We start from the raw sequence: 15,460 nt of genomic DNA, 5'->3' as shown, positions 1-15,460 counted from the left end.
GGGCGGTGACGTTCATGATGACGACCGCTCGAAGCGCGCCACGTATCAGCGAGATGGCGTCACTTTCACGTTTGATCTGAAAAGGCGCCGGCTCGAGATTTCGTTTGGACGGTCCGGAACGCTGGAACTGGTCGACGCGGCACAGAAATTTCAACTCGGCACCAGCCGTGCGAGCCCGATGCTGGCGCCCCCGCGTCCTCAGCCCGCTCCCGCTCCGGCACGCGGCAAGGTTCAACGACGGTAGGGCTAGGGCTACGCGACGGCGATTGGGGGCCCCTTAAAAACACGGGCTTGCGAGATCTATTGATGATCGAGTGGGATTCAAGCGTTCCGAGGCTAGCGCAGCCGAGCCTGCCAAACGGACCTTGTTCGAGCGTTGACGCTCGGTTTTATCAGGCTGCGATTTCGTCATTGCCGAGCGTTGGCGGCGCAGAGGTCGCTCGCATGGACTTTGTGTTAACCCGTTGAGCGAATGATTGCTCGTGGGTGGGGTGCATGCCTGTTTTGAGCGCATCAAGGTAGTCGGCGTACCACTGAATCATCGCGCGACGTTGAACTAGATACCTGGCGTGGTTGTAGTCGCCGGCAGTGCCTTCCTCGAGATGGGCTAGCTGCGTTTCAACGTGATCCTTTGTCCAACCGTGCTCGCGAAGAAGGGTGCTCGCGGTATGGCGAGTGCCGTGACCGACCATGCGGCCCTTGTAGCCGATCTTCGAAAACACGAGGTTGATAGTGTTCTCGCTGATGACATCGTGCTTCGTGCCAATGCCGGGGAAAAGGTACTGGTGACGGCCTGTCAGCTTTTTGAGCTCCCTGAGCGCCTTGACCAGTTGCGACGGGAGCGGTGTGACGTGGCTGCGCCGCATCTTCATCTTCTCGGCGGAGATCGTCCACAGCGCGCCATCGAGATCAATCTCGGTCCATTCGGCGAAGCGGACCATACCCGGCCGGCTTGCCGTCCAGATCGTCATCCAGGCTGCAACGTAGGCGATGAGGCGGCTCTTCGATTTTTCAAGCGCGCGCAGGAAGTCGGGCAGCTCCGGTTCGAGCAGGTGGGGATAGGGCTTAGCCTTTGGGGCGGGCTTTGCAATGACCTTGAGTTCCGACGCCGGGTTGAATTCGCACTTCCCGCGTGCGATGGCCTGACTGAAAATCTCGCGTAACCAGCCACGGGCCTTCTTCGATACATTGAGGGCATCGCGCTTTTCGAAGCGTTCCTGAACGCGGGCGCAGTCTGCGCGCGTGATGTTCACTAGTTTGATCGAACCGAGCTCGGGCAGGATGTCCTTGTCGAGGTACGTCCGGATCTTGTCCAGCGTCGAGGCGGACCGACCCGCATCCTGTTTGCTCTTGTACCAGAGTTCAGCAGCGGCCCTGAACGTGCCGTCGTCGCTGGCGTCCGCCCGCTGCCGGTCTATCCGTCGTTTCGCGCGCGGATCGGCGCCGTCGGCGACGAGCGTCCGGTATGCCGCTGCCTGCTGCCTCGCTTTCTGAAGCGTGACGTCGGGGTAGCGTCCCAGCGAGATACGCGGTTGCTTGCCGTGCAGGCGATAGCGGAAATGCCAGAACTTGTTGCCCTCCGGCGTGACCCAGAGGACCAGACCGTCGCCATCGGCGACACCGTAGGGCTTTGGCCGGGGCCGGGCTGCTTCGACTTCGCGGACGGTGAGAGGCATGGTGAGTACATTGCGTGATCTCGAACTTTCAATGTACTCAAAAACGCACTCATCTGCACGTGGCTTGCCGTGTTCCTGCCTGGACGGCAATAAACAAAAAACCCCGCAAATTCAATGATTTACGGGGTCTTCTGGACTTCTCTGTACTACGCTATACAGCCTTATGGTGCCCAGGAGAGGACTCGAACCTCCACGGTGTTGCCACCGCTAGGACCTGAACCTAGTGCGTCTACCAATTCCGCCACCTGGGCACGTCTTCAAACTAGACCGCTATTTTAGCGTGAAGATTCAGCGTGTCAACCCTGCCGACAAACAAACTTCGCTGCTTCAACCGCCCGGTTAAATCGTGCGGCGAAGTAAAACTTCACCGTCGACTACCGTCCTGCCAACGCCATGAAAATCACTCGATCGGTTCTGAATTACGCAAGCCGTATCGATCAGCCTCACATAAATAATAAAGCCGCCCGGAGGCGGCTTTATTATTAAATCTGGTGCCCAAGAGAGGACTCGAACCTCCACAGTGTTGCCACCGCTAGGACCTGAACCTAGTGCGTCTACCAATTTCGCCACCTGGGCAGGTGATGAACTGCAAAGAACGCCATTATAGCGACCGATTCAGGACTGTCAAGCGTTTCTGGGAAGTTTCTAAGAACTTGCTTAAACATCGCGATAGCGGGTCTGCCCGCGTTTCGCGACGACGTCATATCGACGGCGCAGCGACTATTGACGGGCCGCTTGGCGCGCGAGACGGGTGTTAGAATGCCTCGCAGTAGTTCGTTGGCACGGTGCACACACGCCCGTCGGACTCAGCCTTGAACGAGCCGGACCCGAGAGAGTCTTTCCTGTGCAATCGCAAGTGCAACTCAAGCGCCAAGCAAACGCTTCCTAAAGCCGAGCCACATCGCCGACCGACGTCCATGCAACGAGAAAAAATCATCGACAAGCCCTTGAGCAAATTCCCGTATCCGATTCCAAGCCGCGAAGAAATTCTGGGCGTCCTGCGCACGAGCGAAGCCCCACTGGCCGCGAACGACATCGCCGAAGCCCTGTCGATCAAGCGCCAGGAACGCGAAGGATTTTTCAAGCGCTTAGGCGCCATGGAGCGCGACGGCCAGATCCGGCTCGATCAGCGCAATCTCTACCAACTCACGCATCCGTCGAACTTCGTCGCGGGCCGAGTGCAAGGTCATCGCGACGGCTACGGCTTCCTGATTCGCGACGACGGCCAGGACGACCTGTTCCTGCCCACCGGCGAAATGCAGAAGGTCATGCACAACGACCGCGTGCTCGCGCGCATCGTCGGCTATGACCGGCGCGGGCGTCCGGAAGGGCATATCGTCGAGGTCACGGACCGCGCCAACAAACGCGTGATCGGTCGTCTGCTGAATGAGAACGGCGCGCTGATCGTGGCGCCTGAAGACAAGCGCATCGGCCACGACATCCTGATCCAGCAGAACACCAAGAAGGCCAAGGTCGGCCAGGTCGTGGTGGTCGAGTTGACCGATTTCCCAAGCCGTCATTCGCAGCCGCTCGGCCGCGTGGTCGAAGTGCTCGGCGATATCGACGACCCCGGCATGGAAATCGAAATCGCGGTGCGCAAGTACGGCGTGCCGCACGAGTTCAGCCAGGCCGCACTCGACGAAGCCGCGAAGCTCCCCGACGAAGTCCGTCCGGTCGACGCGCGGCATCGCATTGATCTGCGCGACGTGCCGCTCGTCACGATCGACGGCGAAGACGCGCGCGACTTCGACGACGCCGTGTACTGCGAGCCGGTGCAGGTGGGCCGCGGCGAAGGCTTCCGTCTGATCGTCGCGATCGCGGACGTCTCTCACTACGTGCATCCGAAGAGCGGGCTCGACGCCGACGCGATCGAACGCAGCACCTCGGTGTATTTTCCGCGCCGCGTGATTCCGATGTTGCCGGAGAAACTGTCGAACGGTTTGTGTTCGCTGAATCCGCACGTCGACCGTTGCGTGCTGGTGTGCGACATGATCGTCACCGCGCGCGGCGAAGTGAAGGCCTATCAGTTCTACCCCGGCGTGATCAATTCCGCCGCGCGTCTGACCTACACGGAAGTCGCCGCGGTGCTGAAAAACACCAAGGGTCCGGAGGCCACGCGCCGCGCTGCGTTACTGCCGCAGTTGCAGAATCTGTACGGCGTGTACAAGTCGCTGTTCGCGGCGCGTCAGAAGCGCGGCGCGATCGACTTCGACACGACCGAGACGTACATCGTCTGCAATGCGCAGGGCAAGATCGAACAGATCATCCCGCGCACCCGCAACGACGCGCACAAGCTGATCGAGGAATGCATGCTGGCCGCGAACGTCTGCGCGGCCGACTTCCTCAAGCGCAACAAACATCCGGGGCTGTTCCGCATCCACGCCGGCCCGACCCCGGAAAAGCTCGAAAATCTGCGCACCTTCCTGCGCGGCATGGGCCTTTCGCTGGCCGGTGGCGACAAGCCGCACGCCAGCGACTACGCCGCGTTGATGGCGCAGATCCGCGAGCGGCCCGACGCGCAGATGCTGCAAACCATGCTGCTGCGTTCCATGCAGCAAGCGGTCTACAGCCCGGACAACATCGGCCACTTCGGTCTTGCGTATGAGGCCTATGCGCACTTCACGAGCCCGATCCGCCGTTATCCCGACCTGCTCACGCACCGCGCGATCTACGCGATCCTGCAGGGCCGCAAGTATCAGCCGGAGCCGCCGCAAGGCGTCGAGTTGAATACGGCGTTGTCGCCGCGCGCTCGCGCCATGCAGCAGGCCGACGAAGAAAAACGCGGCCGTGCGCGCGCGAACAACGTGGCGATCTGGGAAGAACTCGGCCTGCATTGCTCGGCGAACGAACGCCGCGCCGACGAAGCCTCGCGCGACGTCGAAGCCTGGCTGAAGTGCTATTTCATGCGCGACAAGCTTGGCGAAGAGTACGGCGGCATGGTGAGCGGCGTCACGTCGTTCGGCATTTTCGTGCAGCTCGATTCGCTGTTTATCGAAGGCCTGGTCCACGTCACCGAACTCGGCTCGGACTACTTCCAGTACGACGAGATCAAGAACGAGTTGCGCGGCGAGCGCACTGGCATTCGCTACCGCTTGTCGGATCGTGTGCGGGTGCAGGTGAGCCGCGTCGATCTGGATGCGCGCAAGATCGACTTCCGCCTCGTGCGCGATACGCCGATCAAGCCGCCGGCGGCGCGTGCCGCGTTGGCCGACAAGTCGCCGGGTGAAAGCGGCGGGGCGCGCGTGCGCTCGTTGCCGCCCATGGACGGCGGCGCTGGCGGCTCCGCAGCGGGAGCACGGCGCAAGAAGGCCGCACCGGCGCAAACCGCGGCGGTCAAGGAAGCACGCGCGGCGCGCGGCGCGGCGAAGAAGCATGGCGCCGCGGCCAAGCCGGCAGCGAAATCGCAGGCTCGCAAGAAGCGCTGAAGCGGCCTTGTTTTAGAACCGCGCGCATCGGGTACGGAGCAACGTACCGGTTGCGCGCGGTGTTCGTTTTAACGCGGTCAAGTACTCGAGCGAAACCTGCAAGCGGGCAGCGTAACGAAGCGCCCAGCCAAGTAATCCAGCTCGTCTTCATCACAGCAGCGCGCGTTGCAGTCGCGCTCAATCAAAGGTTGTATCAGTCATGTCACGTCTCAAGGTTTTATACGGTTTCCACGCAGTGACCGCGCGTATGCGTCACGATGCGTCGACGGTCGAAGAGGTCTACTACGACGCCACGCGCAAGGATCGTCGCATGACCGAATTTCTGCACGCGGCGAAAGAAGCGGGCGTGCGTCTGATCGCCGCCGACGAAACGCGTCTGTGGGGACTCTCGCACACCGAGCGCCATCAGGGCGTGGTTGCGCGCGCAACCGACATGCCGCTCGCGCAGAACCTGGCGGAACTGCTCGACGGTATCAACGGTAAGGCGCTGATTCTGGTGCTGGACGGCGTGACCGACCCGCACAACCTCGGCGCGTGTCTGCGGGTGGCGGATGCGGCCGGCGCGCACGCGGTGATCGCCCCGCGCGATCGCGCGGTCGGCTTGAACGCGACGGCGGCGAAGGTCGCGAGCGGCGCGGCGGATACCGTGCCGTACATCACCGTGACGAATCTGGCGCGCGCGCTGCGCGAATTGAAGGATGCTGGCGTGTGGGTGGTCGGCACGGCGGACGAGGCGACCAAGAGCCTGTACGAAACCGAGCTGGATGGCCCGGTCGCACTCGTGATGGGCGCGGAAGGCGAGGGCATGCGCCGTCTCACGCGCGATACCTGCGATATGGTCATGCAGATTCCGATGGCGGGGACAGTGGAAAGTCTGAACGTTTCCGTGGCAAGTGGTGTGTGTCTGTTCGAAGCGGTGCGTCAGCGCTCGGTGAAGAAGTAACTCCCGAGCCCCACACGCCACTCCGGTAAACTAGCGTTTTTTACTGCACGCCAGCCTCTCCCATGACTCAAGACGAACTCAAGCAACTGGTCGGCCAGGCCGCCGCCGACTATGTGAACGCCACCGTGCCGGAAGGCTCGATCATCGGCGTCGGCACCGGCTCCACCGCGAACTGTTTCATCGACGCATTGGCCGCCAGCAAGTCGCGCTATCGCGGCGCGGTGTCGAGCTCGCTCGCCACCACCGCGCGGTTGCAGGCACACGGCTTCAAGGTGCTCGACCTGAACGAAATCGATTCGCTGCGCGTGTACGTGGACGGCGCCGACGAGATCGACCACAGCGGCGCGATGATCAAGGGTGGCGGCGGCGCGCTGACGCGCGAGAAAATCGTCGCGTCGGTGTCGGACGTATTCGTCTGTATTGCGGATGCGAGCAAACGGGTCGACACGCTCGGCCATTTCCCGCTGCCGATCGAAGTGGTGCCGATGGCGCGTACCGCGATCGGCCGCCGTATCACTGCGCTCGGCGGTGTGCCGGTGGTACGCGTGACGAAAGAAGGCGTGCCGTTCATCACCGACAACGGTAACGAAATCATCGACGTCAAAGGTCTGCGCATCAGCGACCCGCGCACGTTGGAAATGCACATCAACGCATGGCCGGGCGTGGTGACGGTGGGGCTGTTCGCGGGCCGTGGCGCGAATCTGTGTCTGCTCGGCACGGATACCGGCGTTGAAACGATCGAGTACGGCAAGGACTGATCGAGCTTCGTTCGAACCGCGCGTGAGTGGGTTGAAAAGGGATCGCGCGCGGATTCTTCAGGGGGTTTCAAAACCTTGCGGTGGTCAGCGTAGTCACTAGCGCCTCGACGCACTCGTCGATCCACGCTCAATCCGCCTCAACGCGCAGCCTGCCGGATCGCCTGCGTCATCTTCTCCAGATACTGTTCCACCGAAAACGCCGACCGCGCGTCGTCCCGCGCCTGTCGCGCGAGGCGCTGCGCGAGCACTGGATCGGCCCGTAACGTGCCGATCGCGTCCGCCAATGCGCCGACATCGCCTGGCTCGACCAGCCAGCCATTCTGCCCATGCTGCACGATCTCGGTCACGCCGCCCGCGGCCGCGGCGATCACCGGGCGCGCGGCCGCCATGCCTTCGACGATCACTCGCCCGAAGGGCTCCGGTTCGGTCGACGTATGCAGGATCACCTCCATCGCGCTCATCCACGCGGGCACGTCGTCCTGAAAGCCCACGAAGTGCACGCGATCCGCGATCCCCAGCGCCGTGGCCTGCTCGCGCAAGCGCTGCGCGTACGCATCCTCGCCGAAGAGCGGCGCGCCGACCAGCACCAGATGCGCCTCCGGCAAACGCGCGATCGCATCGAGCGCGACGTGCTGGCCTTTCCATGGCGCGAGCCGACCGAACAGGCCCGCGAGCCATGCATCGGCGGGCAAACCGAGCCGCCGCCGCAACGCGCCGATGTCGGCACCACCGGCACCCTCGGCACCTTCAGCACCTTCCACATGACTAAACGCAGCCGCATCGATGCCGTTATAAATCACCGGCACCGAGTCCGCCGCGATCCCCGTCAACGCCGCGAGCGAGCGCGCCGAGGCCTGCGAATTCACCACCACCTGATCGACCGCGAACCGCACCAGCCATTTGACGACACTCAGCTGCACGCGGCCGAAATGGTTGCGCGTGAGAATATCGTGCTGATACCAGATCACCGGTTTGCGATGCAGCGGTTTGCCGAGCACGCCAAGCACCAACGCTTTTTGCGTATTGAGAAACAGCACGTCGAATTCGCGTGCGCGCGCGGCGATCGCTCGTATCTGGCGAATCATGCCGGGTAGGACACGCAAACAGTTCCACCCCGACGCCTGCCGCGCGATACCCGACACGCGCGCATCGTTGATCACCTGCACGCGCGCGCCGAGCGCTTCGAGCCGCGTACGAAAGGGGCCGTCGGACAGCAGCACGACTTCGCTAGACGCGGCGCAATGTCCGGCCAGTTGCAGCAGGGCGAATTCGGCTCCGCCAAGCTGGCCGCTCTGATCGACGAACAGCACGCTCGGTGATCCAGGCGCGCGCGTGGCTTCGATCGTCGTCGCGTCCGAGGCGACAGGTGCAACGGAACCGACAGAACCAGCCGACGCGCCCAAAGCACCCGAGGCACCCAATGCACCCGAGGCACCCAATGCACCCGACGTCTCGATCGCTACAGGCTGAATACGCGGCAAAGCATGAACAAGAGGCGAAGCGTCGATCGTAGGGCGCATAGGAAGACGAGTGATTGAGAGGCACGGATTCGCAAGAGGCGAACCGCGAGGCTCAATTATTCGCGCACTGTCGCGCGTCGAATGTGGGCACGCGCACGCACGGCAAACGATGCGGCACATACACTCTTCGCTAAGCCCTGGAGGCGTTCATCAATAGGTGGGGAGATCATGAGAGTGGCGATCGTGCACGACTGGCTCGTCGCACCGGGTGGCGCCGAGAAGGTGCTCGAACAGATCATCGAATGCTTTCCCGACGCGGATCTTTTCAGTCTTGTCGACTTCCTCGAAGACCGCAGGCCGCTCGGCGGTAAACCGGTCACCACGTCGTTCATTCAGCGCCTGCCGTTCGCACGGCGGCGCTATCGCGCGTATCTGGCGTTGATGCCGCTGGCCGTCGAACAGTTCGATCTGTCCGGCTACGATCTGATCATTACGAGCTCCTACGCGGTCGCCAAGGGTGTGCTGGTCGGCCCGGATCAAACCCACGTGAGCTACGTGCATTCGCCCATGCGCTACGCGTGGGATCTGCAGCATCAATATCTGCGTGAAGCGAATCTGCTGACCGGTCCGAAGTCGTGGGCCGCGCGCGCTTTGCTCCACTATCTGCGCGGCTGGGACTCGCATTCGGCGAACAGCGTCGATCGTCTGATCGCGAATTCGCAATTCGTCGCGCGGCGCGTGATGAAAACGTATCGGCGCGACGCGGCCGTGGTACCGCCGCCCGTCGACGTGCACGAATTCGAACTGCGCACGAACAAGGAAGACTTCTATCTGACCGCGTCGCGGATGGTGCCGTATAAGCGCATCGATCTGATCGTCGAGACCTTCAGCGCGACGCCGCACCGGCAACTGATCGTGATCGGCGACGGTCCGGAAATGGCGGCGATTCGCGCCAAGGCCGGCCCGAACGTGACGATTCTCGGCTACCAGCCGTTCGAAGTGCTCAAGGACCATTTGCAACGCGCGCGCGCGTTCGTGTTCGCCGCCGAGGAAGACTTCGGCATCGTGCCGCTCGAAGCGCAAGCCTGTGGTACGCCGGTGATCGCCTACGGCAAGGGCGGGGCGCTCGAAACGGTGGTGCCGATCGGTGAGCCGCATCCCACCGGCGTGTATTTCGCGCGCCAGACCGTGGTGTCGATGCTCGGCGCGATCGACCGCTTCGAACGGCAGCGTGACCAGATCACGCCGGCCGCCTGTCGCGCGAACGCGGAACGGTTTTCGGCGGCGGTGTTCCGGCGCGCGTTCATGGCCGAAGTCACGCGCACGATCGCCGCGGGCGGGCTGCGGCAACGGCTCGGTATCGTGGAACGCAACGAACTCGACCTGGCCTCGCCCGAGCTGGGATGGCCCGGCGAGCCGGCACAGGAAAGTAGTTGGGGACGTTGAAGCACGCGTGCGTGCAGACTCGCGCATGAGTGGGGTCTGAATCTGCGCGTATGCGTCGTGACGATGCACACGCATGCGCCGCCAGGACGAGCCCGCGGCACCGTTCGACGTGGCCGGGCTGTCTTGTTATTCGCGTATTGCGAAGTTCTCGTTATGCGAATAAAATGCTTTCAGTCGTACCGTAGTAACCGATCAGCAGGCGTTTGTCTTATGCCATCAGGCCAGCTATCGGCGCCGTGCCGCACTGTTTAGCCTTGCAGGTAGAGCGTGCATATTCAGCACGCCAAACCAGGCGAGGAAATCCAATGCGGATCATTTCAAAGAAAGCGTTGCTGGACTTTATAAACAGACATCCGGGCGCGCGCAGTGCGCTAATGACGTGGTATTCACTGGCGCAGGCGTGCCTCGCGTATGGCTATAACGACCTGAAGCAGACGTTCGCCGCCGTGGACTACGTGCCGCCGCAATACACCGTTTTCGATGTAGGCGGCAACCGGTTCCGGATCGTCGCGGCGATTCACTACAACAGGCAGTCGTTATTCGTTCGTCACGTATTGACGCATGCGGAGTACGACCTTTGGACGAGGAAGAATTTAAACTCATGAATGCCGATCGCCTTCCGGGAGCCTTTCCCGACATCGCTCAAATCTGGGCCTCGCTGCAAACCCAGTTGCCGATCACGCCCATCCGCAACGAACTCGACTACCAGCAGATGGTGCGTCTCGCCAACTCGCTCGCCGATCATCTGAATGGCAATGAAGAAGATCCTCTCGTCGATCTGTTCGCGATCGTGACCGACCTGATCGAACGCTGGGAAGAGCAGCACGTCGAGATTCCGAAAGCCGAACCGCGCGAGGTGCTGCGGCATCTGCTCGAAACGCACGGGCTCAAGCAGAAGGATCTGATGGGCATCGCTTCGCCCACCGTGGTGAGCGATATCCTGGCGGGCCGGCGGGCAATCAGCAAAAAGGTCGCCAAGGCGCTGGCCGTGCGTTTTCATACCGACGTCAGCGCGTTTCTGTAAAAACCACGCTGCGCCTTCGTCGAGAAACCAGAAGGGGCTGCGCCTGATCCAGGCGCAGCCCCTTCTGTTTGACGCTGTTCCGATCTACCTACTCACCACACCTACTGCGGCGCATGAATATCCGGCGGATCGCCGGCGGAATACGTGTAGGCATACGCGTAGTCATAGGTTCCGTAGCGATTGTGGCTCTTTAACGGCACGGCATTCATCACACCGCCCACCACGCGCGCCCGCGCCCGCCGCAATTTCTTCAGCGCTTCGGCGAGGTGTCCTTCGGTATGCGCGCCGGCGCGCATCACCAGCACGGTCGAACCGGCCAGATTGGCGACGACCGCGGCGTCGGCCACGGCCAGCAGCGGCGGTGTGTCGACGATCACCAGATCGAAGTCCTGCTCGAAGCGCGCGAGAATTTCGCTGAAGCGCGCCGACGTCAACAGCTCCGACGGATTCGGCGGATAAGCGCCCGCCGCGATGAAGTGCAAGCCGTCCACGCCGGTTGCGCGCGCCGCGGTTTCCAGATCGACCTGACCCGTCAGCAGTTCGGTCAGCCCGCCGTGCGGCGAGCGGCCGAGATATTGCGCGAGCCGGCCGCGTCGCAGATCGGCGTCGATCAGCAGCACGCGCTTGCCGGACTCCGCGATCAGCGCGGCGAGGTTCGCGCACAGAAAGCTCTTGCCGTCCGACGGCGCCGGGCTCGTGATCGCGACGATACGGTTCGGGGCTTCGAGCAGGCCGAACTGCAGCGTGGCGCGCAGCCCGCGCAAGCCTTCCACCGTCGAATCGTACGGATGCGTCTTGACCAGCAGCGGCCGCATCGGCGTCTTGCCGGACGGAATCACGGTCTGCGTGCCGACCGGCACGCTGGCGCGGCGGCGCGCCTTGCTTGCCGCCGCCGTTGCACCCGGCCGCAGCCGCGCGATCACGCCCGCGCCCGATTGCAACGCGGGCACCTCGGTCGGTGTGGAGCGCGGCGCGGGCAACGCGGCCCGTCGTTGCGCGCTCAACTGCTTGTCGGCGCGCGCCTGTTCTGGACTGAACGCGATCGAACCGAAAATCGGCAATTGAAAACGCCGCTCGACGAACTCGGGATCGGCCACACCGGTGAAGAACGTGCGACGGCAGAACGCAAACAGAATGCCGCCGATCACCCCGAGCAGCGTGCCCGCCGAAATGATCAGCGCGGATTTGGGCCGCACCGGCTGCGACGGCAGCAACGCGTCGTCGATGATATGCACGTTGCCGATCGTGCCGGCGCGCGAAATCGACAGTTCCTGGGTTTTGTTCAGCAGCGCCACGTAGATTTCCTCGGCGACCTTGGCGTCGCGTTGCAACGCGAGGGCATTGCGCTCGGAACTCGGCAGCGTGGTGAAGTGATCTTCGAAGCGCGCTTTCTCGCGCGTCAACGCGGCCATTTGCGCGTCGACCTGCTGCACTTCCGGCGCTTCTTGCGTGAAGCGTTGCAGCAGTTGCGCGCGCTGAATGCGCAGCGTGGCGATCTGCTTCTCGTAATCGAGGCCACCGGCGAGATACACGCCGGCTTCCTGAGTCGGCTGGAACGAACCCACTTTCGATTGATACTGCGACAGCGCGGTCTCGGCTTTCTTCACCTCGTCGCGCAGATGCGGCAATTCGCTGTTCAGGAACGTGAGCATATGGCTCGCTTCTTCCTGCGCGCGTTCGGTGCGCTGCGCCAGATACGAGGCCGCCACCGCGTTGGTGATCGCGGTGATCGCGTGCGGATCGGTGCCCATGTACGACAGTTGCACGACGCCGGTGTCGCGGCCTTTCTCGCTGACTTGCAGGCCGGCGGCGAGACCGGACACGGCGTCGAGCTGGTTGAAGCGCGTCACGTAGAAGGTCGTGCCGGGGTGCGCCACCAGCTTCTTGACGAACAGCGTGACGTCGCTGCCGGTCGCGGGCTCGCCGGCCACGCCGGTCAGGATCTCCTGGCCGTACGCATCGGTGAGTTGATAGCGGCCGTTGTCGAGCACATGCAGCGTCAGACGCGCGCCTTCGAGCGCTTTCGGCACCGAGATCGAATCGACCTCGAATTGTTCGCCGCCCCAGGCATACGAGCGCATGCCGAGGAAGGCGCCGAGCGGCTTGCCGGGATGCGTGAACAGCGAGGTGATCTTGCCGAGCACCGGCATGGTCTTCGCCGAGGTGCTGAAGTTCAGCTTGAACTGCTCGACCACCGGTTCGACCACCGCGCGGCTCTTGATGATCTCGATCTCGGCGTCGGTATGCATCGGCCCGGCCGTCGGCACGAGCGACGGCGAATTCGGATTCTGCGCGCCGCCGTTATTGCTCTGTGTGTCGACCTGCAGCAGCGCGTCGGCGGAATAGATCGGCGTGGCGATCTTCGTATAGATCACGGCGGCGAGAATGATGCTGCCGGCAATGCCGAGCACCCAGCCGATCTGGTCCATCACCGTGCGCAGCAGATCGCGCATCACCGCGTCTTCGTCGCCGCCGGGCGGCGGGCCCGGCTCCAGCATGTCGTACGTACTCATGGGAAACTCCGTTGCGGGCGCGTTATCTGGAGAGCTGCACGGTATAGAACAGCGACTGCAGCGTCGGCGTGATCTGTTCGAGCGCACGGTTGAAGCGCGCCGCATTCGAGACCTGCACGTACACCACGTCCTTCGGTTGTAGTTCGAACTTGGTCATCAACATCAACGCGTCGACCTGGGTCATGTCGAGCTGATAGACATCCGGCGTGAGCGTCTTGTCGGCGCCGCGAACCACGTAGACAAAGCGCGGGTCGCCGGTTTTGACGTCGAGGCTGCCGGCGCCCGTCAGCGCGTCGGCGAGCGTCAGGCGGCCGCGGTTCATCGGCAGCGAGGTCGGCTTGTTGACTTCGCCGAGCACGAACACGCGGCTATTCGAGCGGTCCGGTACGTCGATGATGTCGCCGTCCTTGAGCAGCACGTTCTGCTGCGGATCGCCGGTTTCGAGCAACGCGGCGACGTCGACGGTGTAGCGTTTGCCGTTGCGCGTCACGCCGACGTTCTGCAGATCCGCGTCGGGTAGCGCGCCGCCCGCGCGATTGATCGCATCGAGCACCGTGAGCGGCGCGTCGGTGATCGCCTCCGAAGCCGGTGTGCGCAGGTTGCCGGTGACCTGCACCGACTGACTGTTAAAGCCCGACACGCGCACGTCGAGCTGCGGATCGCGAATGGTCTTCGACAGACGCTTCGTCAACATTTCCTGGACCTGCTGCGCGTCGAGACCTTGCACCTTGATGCGGCCCACGCGCGGGAAGAAGATCGTGCCGTTGTTGGCAACCCGCACGGTGAGGCCGCCTTCGCCGCTGCCCGACAGCGTCGGCGTGATCGGCGTGGCGCCTTGCGTCTGCGTCGGTCCGGGCGAGGGCGTCGAGCCGCTGCCGGCGCTCGGCAGTGGCGGCAGGCTCGCTACGCCGGTGCCGCCGCCGGTCAGTTCCGGGTGATCCCACACGATGATGCTCAACTGGTCGCCGATCCCCAGCCGGTAGTCGTAACCCGCGCGGGTTTGCGCGGTCAGGCAGGAGAGCGGGCAGACGGCCGGCACCGCCGCCGCGCGCTGCTGACGGAAGTACGCGACGTCGATCGCATGCACCGGAAACTTGTCCGCGGTCTGCTCGGGCGGCGCGGGCGGTGTCAGGCGGTTGGTGTCGAGATACGGCCCCGGCGCCAGCGAACAGGCGCATAGAGAGGCCGCCGCGAGCCCGGCGGCGATCGTCTTGATAGTCATTGTTTGGTCCCTCGCGTGAAGCTTGTGCGCCATTGCCTCAACGCACCGCTTCCTGCCATGCCCCGCGCATTGCGCGTAAACCGACCCACCATTTGCGCAGCGCGAGCGCCACACCGCCGCGCTCGAATGCCAGCGACAACGCGCGCACGAACCCCGGGTCCGCGCGGTTGCCGATCAGCGTCGAATACGCGACGAATGCCCATCGGCCCGCGGGCGTCAGGGTTTCGCACATGATGAGTCGGAGATTAAAAGACGCGTTATAGAAAGCCGCGTCGTTGAATTTGAAGCGTTGGTCGTCGTCGAAACGTTCCGCGGGGTAGTGATCGACGGCCACCCGCGGGTCGTACATCAGCTTCCAGCCGGCATGCTTCACGCTCAGGCTGAACGCCATGTCGTTATGGACCTGCGCGCCGGTGCCGCGCAGACGCACGTCGAATCGCAGCGCGCGCACCGCGTCGCGCCGATAGCTCATGTTCGCGCCCTTCAGAATGTCGACTTCGCGGGCGTCGCCGACGCCGAGGTGATGATTGCCGGTGATCATGCCGGCCGCCGTGACCTTGCCCACGCGCTGTCGCTCGCCGTCCAGCACGCGACCTTTTTCATGCACCCAGTCGCGACCGCCGAGACCGCCCAGACGCGGGTCCTGTTCGAACGCGGCGGCGATCCGCGCCACCCAGTCGGCGTGCGGCGCCGCGTCGTCGTCGGTGATGGCGAGCACGTCGCCGCTGGCGGCATCGAGCCCGCGATTGAGCGCCGCGACCTGGCCCGGCACGTCGACCAGCGCCACCGTGAGCGGCAGCGTGCCCGGCACCACCGCCGGATCGCGCAGGGCGGCGTGCGTCATCTCGTCGTCGCCGCGCGCGATCACGATGACCTCGTCAGGTGCGCGCGATTGTCGTTGCAACGCCGCGAGGCAGCGCGCGAGGTCGGCTGGCCGGCGATAGGTCGGCACGATCACGGAGACTTTCAGCAACGGGTTCCGAAGCGGCATGG

General features: G+C 63.6%; 11 protein-coding genes and 2 tRNA genes. 6 read left to right on the top strand and 7 right to left on the bottom strand.

The window, feature by feature from the left end:
- Window positions 1-392 precede the first annotated feature (392 nt).
- From B0G83_RS16870 to B0G83_RS16860, 3 genes are all read right to left on the bottom strand, one after another.
- Complete coding sequence (locus B0G83_RS16870; RefSeq protein WP_105508510.1) at window positions 393-1,676, bottom strand: integrase arm-type DNA-binding domain-containing protein; 1,284 nt, start codon at window positions 1,674-1,676, stop codon at window positions 393-395.
- Between the two features lie 164 nt (window positions 1,677-1,840).
- Window positions 1,841-1,927 (bottom strand) — tRNA-Leu (locus B0G83_RS16865).
- Between the two features lie 238 nt (window positions 1,928-2,165).
- Window positions 2,166-2,252, bottom strand: a tRNA-Leu gene (locus tag B0G83_RS16860).
- A 341-nt stretch (window positions 2,253-2,593) separates the two neighbouring features.
- Here B0G83_RS16860 and rnr point away from each other — a divergent pair.
- The 3 genes from rnr to rpiA all read left to right on the top strand — a co-directional run bounded on the left by rnr (window position 2,594) and on the right by rpiA (window position 6,802).
- A complete protein-coding gene (rnr, locus tag B0G83_RS16855) occupies window positions 2,594-5,101 on the top strand; it encodes a ribonuclease R (RefSeq protein WP_105508509.1) in 2,508 nt (835 codons plus the stop codon).
- Between the two features lie 199 nt (window positions 5,102-5,300).
- Window positions 5,301-6,044 carry a 23S rRNA (guanosine(2251)-2'-O)-methyltransferase RlmB gene (rlmB, locus tag B0G83_RS16850; RefSeq protein WP_105508508.1) on the top strand — a complete coding sequence of 248 codons (744 nt, stop codon included), beginning with the start codon at window positions 5,301-5,303 and terminating at the stop codon, window positions 6,042-6,044.
- A 62-nt stretch (window positions 6,045-6,106) separates the two neighbouring features.
- Window positions 6,107-6,802 carry a ribose-5-phosphate isomerase RpiA gene (rpiA, locus tag B0G83_RS16845; RefSeq protein WP_105508507.1) on the top strand — a complete coding sequence of 232 codons (696 nt, stop codon included), beginning with the start codon at window positions 6,107-6,109 and terminating at the stop codon, window positions 6,800-6,802.
- A gap of 137 nt (window positions 6,803-6,939) precedes the next feature.
- Here the strand turns inward: rpiA and B0G83_RS16840 are convergent, their stop codons facing one another.
- Entirely contained in the window at window positions 6,940-8,112 is a 1,173-nt protein-coding gene (locus B0G83_RS16840; RefSeq protein WP_258167917.1) for a glycosyltransferase family 4 protein, read from the bottom strand.
- A 378-nt stretch (window positions 8,113-8,490) separates the two neighbouring features.
- Here B0G83_RS16840 and B0G83_RS16835 point away from each other — a divergent pair, with 378 nt between their 5' ends.
- The 3 genes from B0G83_RS16835 to B0G83_RS16825 all read left to right on the top strand — a co-directional run bounded on the left by B0G83_RS16835 (window position 8,491) and on the right by B0G83_RS16825 (window position 10,732).
- Window positions 8,491-9,708 carry a glycosyltransferase family 4 protein gene (locus tag B0G83_RS16835; protein WP_105508505.1) on the top strand — a complete coding sequence of 406 codons (1,218 nt, stop codon included), beginning with the start codon at window positions 8,491-8,493 and terminating at the stop codon, window positions 9,706-9,708.
- Between the two features lie 374 nt (window positions 9,709-10,082).
- Complete coding sequence (locus B0G83_RS16830) at window positions 10,083-10,313, top strand: type II toxin-antitoxin system HigB family toxin (protein ID WP_231584926.1); 231 nt, start codon at window positions 10,083-10,085, stop codon at window positions 10,311-10,313.
- Window positions 10,310-10,732 carry a type II toxin-antitoxin system HigA family antitoxin gene (locus tag B0G83_RS16825; RefSeq protein WP_105508503.1) on the top strand — a complete coding sequence of 141 codons (423 nt, stop codon included), beginning with the start codon at window positions 10,310-10,312 and terminating at the stop codon, window positions 10,730-10,732. The genes B0G83_RS16830 and B0G83_RS16825 overlap by 4 nt, the downstream gene beginning before the upstream one ends.
- Before the next feature lie 101 nt (window positions 10,733-10,833).
- Here B0G83_RS16825 and B0G83_RS16820 read toward each other — a convergent pair whose 3' ends face one another.
- The 3 genes from B0G83_RS16820 to B0G83_RS16810 are packed head-to-tail and all read right to left on the bottom strand — an operon-like array spanning window position 10,834 to window position 15,458.
- On the bottom strand, window positions 10,834-13,245 hold the full coding sequence (locus tag B0G83_RS16820; RefSeq protein ID WP_105508502.1) for a polysaccharide biosynthesis tyrosine autokinase: 2,412 nt from the start codon (window positions 13,243-13,245) through the stop codon (window positions 10,834-10,836).
- 22 nt (window positions 13,246-13,267) lie between these two features.
- A complete protein-coding gene (locus B0G83_RS16815; RefSeq protein ID WP_105508501.1) occupies window positions 13,268-14,467 on the bottom strand; it encodes a polysaccharide biosynthesis/export family protein in 1,200 nt (399 codons plus the stop codon).
- Window positions 14,468-14,504: 37 nt separating this feature from the next.
- Window positions 14,505-15,458, bottom strand: a complete 954-nt coding sequence (locus B0G83_RS16810) for a glycosyltransferase family 2 protein (protein ID WP_105508500.1) — start codon at window positions 15,456-15,458, stop codon at window positions 14,505-14,507.
- Between the last annotated feature and the right edge of the window lie 2 nt (window positions 15,459-15,460).

The sequence above is a fragment of the Paraburkholderia sp. BL21I4N1 genome (assembly GCF_002973525.1).
Taxonomy (GTDB): domain Bacteria; phylum Pseudomonadota; class Gammaproteobacteria; order Burkholderiales; family Burkholderiaceae; genus Paraburkholderia.
Note: the sequence above shows the minus strand (reverse complement) of the source record. Positions and strands in the feature narration are given on the sequence as shown.